Source organism: Janthinobacterium sp. AD80, assembly GCF_002878455.1.
Lineage (GTDB): Bacteria > Pseudomonadota > Gammaproteobacteria > Burkholderiales > Burkholderiaceae_D > Janthinobacterium.
In genome coordinates, this window is sequence record NZ_NRDQ01000114.1 from 1 (window position 1) to 5,787 (window position 5,787).

A 5,787-nucleotide genomic window follows, 5' to 3' on the forward strand; every position below is an offset into this window, starting at 1 on the left:
GCCACGGCCTGGCGGATCTGCCGGGCGCCGGCGGCATCCGCGTCGCCATCGAGCCTGAGCCAGCGCTGCGCCCCGCCCCACTCGATCAGCTGGCGTCCTTGCAGGATGATGGCGCTGGCGTGCGGCGGCAGCGACAGCCGCCACAGGCTGCCGGTGCCAGCGAAGAAAGCGTGCGTCTGCTCGCGCAGCGCGGCCCAGAAGACGGCCGCGTCATCCAGCGCCAGCACTTCGCCGCCCAGCGACTGCAAGGCCGCCGAGACGGCCGCGTCGGCCCCTGACAGGCGTACCGTCAACACGCCGTCATGCCAGCAACTGGCGGAAATGGGCAGCGGCTTGCCGGCCCATTCATTGAGCAGGCGCAGGGCGGCAATTTCCGCGCACGGCAAGCGCAACGTCGCTTCGCGCAGCGGCAAGGGCAGCACTTTCAACGACACCTCCAGGATCAGGCCCAGCGTGCCCATGGATCCCGCCAGCAGGCGCGAGACATCGTAGCCGGCCACGTTTTTCATCACTTGCCCGCCAAAGGCCAGGCGTTCGCCATGGCCATCCATCAGCACGGCGCCCAGCACGAAGTCACGCACGGCGCCCGCGCTGGCGCGGCGCGGCCCGGACAAGGCGCACGCCACGACACCGCCAACGGTGGCGCCAGGGCCGAAGTGCGGCGGCTCGAACGCCAGCATCTGGTTGCGCGCGGCCAGCACCGCCTCGATTTCGGCCAGCGGCGTGCCGCAGCGGGCCGTGATCACCAGCTCCGTCGGTTCATAGTCGATGATGCCCGCATACGCGCGCGTATCGAGCACCTGGCCTGCCGGCGGCCCGCCATACCAGTCCTTGCTGCCGCCGCCGCGCAAGCGCAAGGGGGTGCCGGCCGCGCTGGCCGCCAGGATCTGCTGCCTGAATTGTTCCACGATCGCTTGCAAAAGAGTCTCCGGCAAATTAAAAACGCGGCAGGTTGGCGAACGGCAGCCGCCCCGCCGTCACGTGCATCTTGCCGAATTCGGCACAGCGGTTCAAGGTGGGAATCGCCTTGTCGGGGTTCAGCAAAGTGTGGGGATCGAAGGCGCGCTTGACGGCAAAAAAGGCATCGAGTTCGGCGCGCGTAAACTGCACGCACATGGAATTGATCTTTTCCATGCCCACGCCATGTTCGCCCGTGATGGTGCCGCCGACCGCCACGCACAGCGCCAGGATGTCCGCGCCGAACGCTTCAGCGCGCTCGAATTCGCCGGGCATGTTGGCGTCGAACAGGATCAGCGGATGCAGGTTGCCGTCGCCCGCGTGGAACACGTTCGCGCAGCGCAAGCCATGCGTCGTTTCCATGGCGGCGATGCCCGTCAACACTTCCGCCAGTTTTTTGCGCGGGATGGTGCCGTCCATGCAGTAGTAATCGGGCGAGATGCGCCCCGCTGCGGGAAACGCGTTCTTGCGGCCGGACCAGAATTTCATGCGCTCCGCTTCCGACTGCGACACGGCAATCGCGCTGGCGCCCGCCCCTTCCAGCACGGCCGTCATGCGCGCGATTTCCTCTTCCACTTCCTCGTGCGTGCCATCGGCCTCGCACAGCAAAATGGCGGCCGCGTCGATGTCGTAGCCGGCCTTGACGAACGGCTCGACCATGCGCGAGGAAGTCTGGTCCATCATTTCCAGGCCGGCCGGGATGATGCCGGCGGCGATCACGTTGGCCACCGCGTTGCCGCCCGTGACGACGTCGCCGAACGAGGCCATGATGACCCGCGCCGTGGCCGGCTTGGGAACCAGCTTTACCGTCACTTCCGTGACGATGCCCAGCATGCCTTCGGAGCCGATGAAGACGGCCAGCAGGTCGAGGCCAGGCGAGTCCAGTGATTCGCCACCCAGTTCCAGCACCTCGCCGTCGATGGTGACGACGCGTACGCGCAGCACGTTGTGCACGGTCAGCCCGTATTTCAGGCAATGCACGCCGCCCGAGTTTTCCGCCACGTTGCCGCCGATGCTGCAGGCGATCTGCGACGACGGGTCGGGCGCGTAGTACAGCGCATGGGGTGCTGCCGCTTCGGAGATGGCCAGGTTGCGCACGCCAGGCTGCACGACGGCCGTGCGCGCATACGCATCGAGGCGCACGATGCGGTTCAAACGCGCCGTCGACAGCACCACGCCATCGGCGATCGGCAAGGCGCCGCCGGACAGGCCCGTGCCGGCGCCGCGCGGCACGATCGGCACCTGCAACTCGCGGCAGACGCCGAGGATGGCGATGACCTGCTCTTCCGTGTCGGGCAAGGTCACCACCATTGGCAGCTGGCGGTAGGCGGCCAGGCCATCGCATTCATACGGGCGCGTATCTTCGGCGTCGGACAGCACGCAGCGGGCCGGCAGCACGGCCAGCAGGGCCGCGACGACGGCGTGCTGGCGCGCGGCGGTCAATCCGGAATCAGGGACGGCATTGAGCATAAGATGAGAGGCAAATGGACATGGGCGTGCAACGATTGTAAGCACAAAAGTGGCGCGCAGCGCGTTTTTTGTCACCATGGCGGGCAAATGCGTACCCGGCAGGCGCGCAGTGTCGTATGCTGCCCCCATTCTTCTTTACCGGATCAGATCATGGGCAACCGACTTTCGAAAATCGCCACGCGCACGGGCGACAATGGCAGCACCGGCCTGGGCGACGGCAGCCGCACCAGCAAGGACAGCGCGCGCATCCACGCCATGGGCGACGTGGACGAACTCAATTCCAACCTGGGATTGCTGCTGTGCGAAGACATGCCCGACGCCTTGCGCGGCGAGCTGGTGGCCATCCAGCACGATCTGTTCGACCTGGGTGGCGAAATCTGCATTCCCGGCTACCAGCTGATCAAGGAAGAGCATGTGCTGCGCCTCGATGACCTGCTGGCGAAATACAATGAGGACTTGCCGGCCCTCTCCGAATTCATCCTGCCGGCCGGCTCGCGCGCCGCTTCGCTGGCGCATGTGTGCCGCACCGTCTGCCGCCGCGCCGAGCGCAGCATCGTCGCGCTGGCCAATGCGGAAGCCCTGCACGAACACCCGCGCCAGTACGTGAACCGCCTGTCGGACCTGCTGTTCGTGCTGTCGCGCGTGCTCAACCGCTTTGCCGGCGGCAGCGACGTGCTGTGGCGGCATGACCGCACGCGCGGATGACATACAAAATGGCGATGCCGGTCAAACAGCATCGCCGTGCGTTATCAGGCTGGCGGAAGCTCGCTAGCCGCAAGCCTGCAGGCACGCTTTATTGACGCGCACGCAGGCAGGAACCTTGAACTCCAGCACACAGGTGTCGAGCGCCATATGGCACTCGGATTGGCATTCCGAAATGTCGGCGCTACTGCTGGCCAGGGCATACGAGGCGCTGGCGCCCATGGCAAACAAAAAGAAACCCGGTTTTTTAAACATCGGTACTCTCTTGCATGAATGTCGCGCGATAACGGCGATGCATGGGCGCCGCCCCTTAGCGCCAGCTCAATACCGGGCTTTGCGTGCCGCAGCGCTATTGCTCGCCTAGCGCAGGCATTGATTCATGCACGCCCTGTAATTCGTCAGGCAGGCCGGCTGGTCGAATTCCACGCAATCGAGCATGTTGCGTTCACAGACGAAAGTGCAATCCGGGCTACCCGCCTGCACATTGAAGGACAGGGCCGCACCGGCGGCAAACAGGAAAGCGGCAAGCTTTTTGAACATGGTCAGCCTTTCAAGTTAAAAGTGCAGGTCAGATTTTCTTCAGCGCCGCTTCCAGCGCGCCCGTATTGAACCCCTGGATCTTGCGGTTGCCGATCAAGACCACGGGCACGCCGCCGCCGCCGAGTTCCGCATGGGCTTTTTTCGCTTCCGGCGACTTTTCAATATCGAGATCGACGAAGTCAATCTTGTTTTCCTTGAAATACGCACGCGTCTTGGCGCAATAACCGCACCAGTCCGTGCCATATAACACCACCTTGGCTTGCGCATTCGGGAAATACGCGGCGTAATTGCCTTCCGTGTAATTCGATTTGAATAAACCGGGCAACAAGGACAAGCCATAGCCGCTGCCCAGGCCGGCGGCCAGGATCACGCCATACATGGCGATCGTTTTCAGTTTCTTTTGCATCATGAAGCCACCTTGACGTCATTAATTCCAAGCCGGGGGATTGTCCGTCTCCGGCAAACCTGGCTTGCTTAATTCGCGGCGCATTCGGCCTTGCAACCATTAAACAGGGCGATGCAGGTATCCCTGGCATGGCCAGCATCCATGCAATCGGTAAAGGCGCCGAAGCACTCGGTCTTGCAGCTGCTCAATCCGTCGCCTGCTGCCCCCACCGAATAGGATGCGCTGACACCAATGGCAAACAGGAAAAGTGCGATCTTTTTAAACATTTTCTACTTTCGATTGATTGGAAAGAGGCTGCGGCCCGCAATGCGATGCTTATTAGCTTGCAAAATATACATCCCACAAAATCGAATATAGAGCGCACTTATTTTAGAGTCAACGTTTCCCTTCGATATATTTTCGTTTTATTAAATATACCGGCGAAGCCCGTGCAATGTGGAATTTGGAGAGATTGGCGGGCGCCAAACGTCTATACAATATTGGCGCCGCAAGCAGGAAAAAGGCCGGTTGCGGGCGCAACCGGCCGAGCGGCTGCCACCCGTCCGGGCAACGTTTCAGCGTGCCGCTGTCACGGCATTCCGGCCTGCATCGCCCGCACATGCTCACGCAGCAAGCCGCGCAGCAGTTGCACCTGCGCCACGGCATCGGCCTGCAAGGACGTCAAGCCCGTACTGGCGCAGGGGCCGGGGGCGGCCACGTCCGCCTCGCCGCGCAGCAGCGCATCGATCTCCGTGCTGACGGCGGCGATCCAGCGCTGCAGCTCCGGCGTGGCCGGCTCGGCCAGGGGACTCAGACTGATGCGCGCCGTGCTGCCCGCCACGCGGCGCAGCAGCGGCAAGGTGCGCAGCGCCGCCAGGCCCACGCCGCTACCGCGGTCCAGCCGGCGCTCGATACGCAGGCGCTGCAAGACTTGCTCGGCGTTATTGCTGGCCAGCCCCGCCTCGCGGCGCAGACGGGCAATGGCGCTATCCCATTTACCACCGGCCGCCAGCACGGCCAGCAGATATTTCAGGTTGGCCGACACGGCTTTCGCCAGGCGCTGGTCCAGGTCGTCCGCCTCGCGGTCGGGCCACAGGAAGAAAGTGGCCAGCAAGGCCAGCAGGCAGCCCAGCACATTGTTGCCCAGGCGGCTCAGCGCGTACACCATCTCGCTGGCCGGCGCCGCATAGTCGGCCACCAGCACGAAGGCCGGCGTCATGAACAGCACGTGCAGGCTGTAGCTGACCCGGCGCAAGGCCATGGTGGCGACGATCAGGGGAAACACCACCAGCGAGATGCCCAGCGGCGTGTGGATGACCAGGCCGATCAGCACGGCCAGCACGGCGCCCAGCACGCTGCCCGCCACGCGCTCGATGCCGCGCGGCCAGGTGGTCGACACGGATGGCTGCAGTATCAGCAAGGTGGCCATGGTGGCCCAGTAGCCGAAGGGAATATGCAGCGCCTCGACCAGCAGGAAGCCGGCCGTCGTCGCCAGCGAGACGCGCGCCGCGTGGCGCCAGCTCAGCGACTGCGGCGTGGCATTGACTTTCAGGGTTTGCCACGCCTGCCCCAGCGCCAGGAAAGCCGCTTCGCGCCATGGCATCTGCGTCGCGCGCGGCATGCCCAGATCCATGAATTCCACGTTCAGGCGCAGCGGCAGCAAGGCGCCCAGCGCCGCCTCCAGGCGCCGGCCGCAGGCGGCCAGGCGGCGCTGCCATTCCAGCGGCGGCGTT

8 protein-coding genes are annotated in these 5,787 nt (G+C 64.4%); 1 reads left to right on the top strand and 7 read right to left on the bottom strand.

From position 1 onward, the window contains the following. The coding region (gene glcE, locus JaAD80_RS20005) for a glycolate oxidase subunit GlcE (RefSeq protein WP_102296613.1) at positions 1-920 on the bottom strand (920 nt) is incomplete at its 3' end. A 16-nt stretch (positions 921-936) separates the two neighbouring features. Further along, entirely contained in the window at positions 937-2,427 is a 1,491-nt protein-coding gene (locus JaAD80_RS20010) for an FAD-linked oxidase C-terminal domain-containing protein (protein ID WP_102296615.1), read from the bottom strand. Between the two features lie 150 nt (positions 2,428-2,577). Between JaAD80_RS20010 and JaAD80_RS20015 the strand changes: the two genes are divergently transcribed. Beyond that, positions 2,578-3,132 carry a cob(I)yrinic acid a,c-diamide adenosyltransferase gene (locus JaAD80_RS20015; RefSeq protein WP_102296617.1) on the top strand — a complete coding sequence of 185 codons (555 nt, stop codon included), beginning with the start codon at positions 2,578-2,580 and terminating at the stop codon, positions 3,130-3,132. 63 nt (positions 3,133-3,195) lie between these two features. On the opposite strand, the gene JaAD80_RS20020 is transcribed toward JaAD80_RS20015, so the two are convergent. The 5 genes from JaAD80_RS20020 to JaAD80_RS20040 all read right to left on the bottom strand — a co-directional run. Further along, on the bottom strand, positions 3,196-3,384 hold the full coding sequence (locus tag JaAD80_RS20020) for a hypothetical protein (RefSeq protein WP_102296619.1): 189 nt from the start codon (positions 3,382-3,384) through the stop codon (positions 3,196-3,198). A gap of 105 nt (positions 3,385-3,489) precedes the next feature. Next, positions 3,490-3,669 (bottom strand): hypothetical protein, encoded by a 180-nt coding sequence (locus JaAD80_RS20025; RefSeq protein ID WP_102296621.1) that lies wholly within the window; start codon positions 3,667-3,669, stop codon positions 3,490-3,492. 28 nt (positions 3,670-3,697) lie between these two features. Then, complete coding sequence (locus JaAD80_RS20030) at positions 3,698-4,078, bottom strand: glutaredoxin family protein (protein WP_258003099.1); 381 nt, start codon at positions 4,076-4,078, stop codon at positions 3,698-3,700. Between the two features lie 65 nt (positions 4,079-4,143). Continuing rightward, positions 4,144-4,341: a hypothetical protein gene (locus tag JaAD80_RS20035; protein WP_102296622.1), complete on the bottom strand. Its 198-nt coding sequence runs from the start codon at positions 4,339-4,341 to the stop codon at positions 4,144-4,146. A gap of 302 nt (positions 4,342-4,643) precedes the next feature. After that, a partial coding sequence (locus JaAD80_RS20040; RefSeq protein WP_180979500.1) for an FUSC family protein occupies positions 4,644-5,787 on the bottom strand: 1,144 nt, incomplete at its 5' end.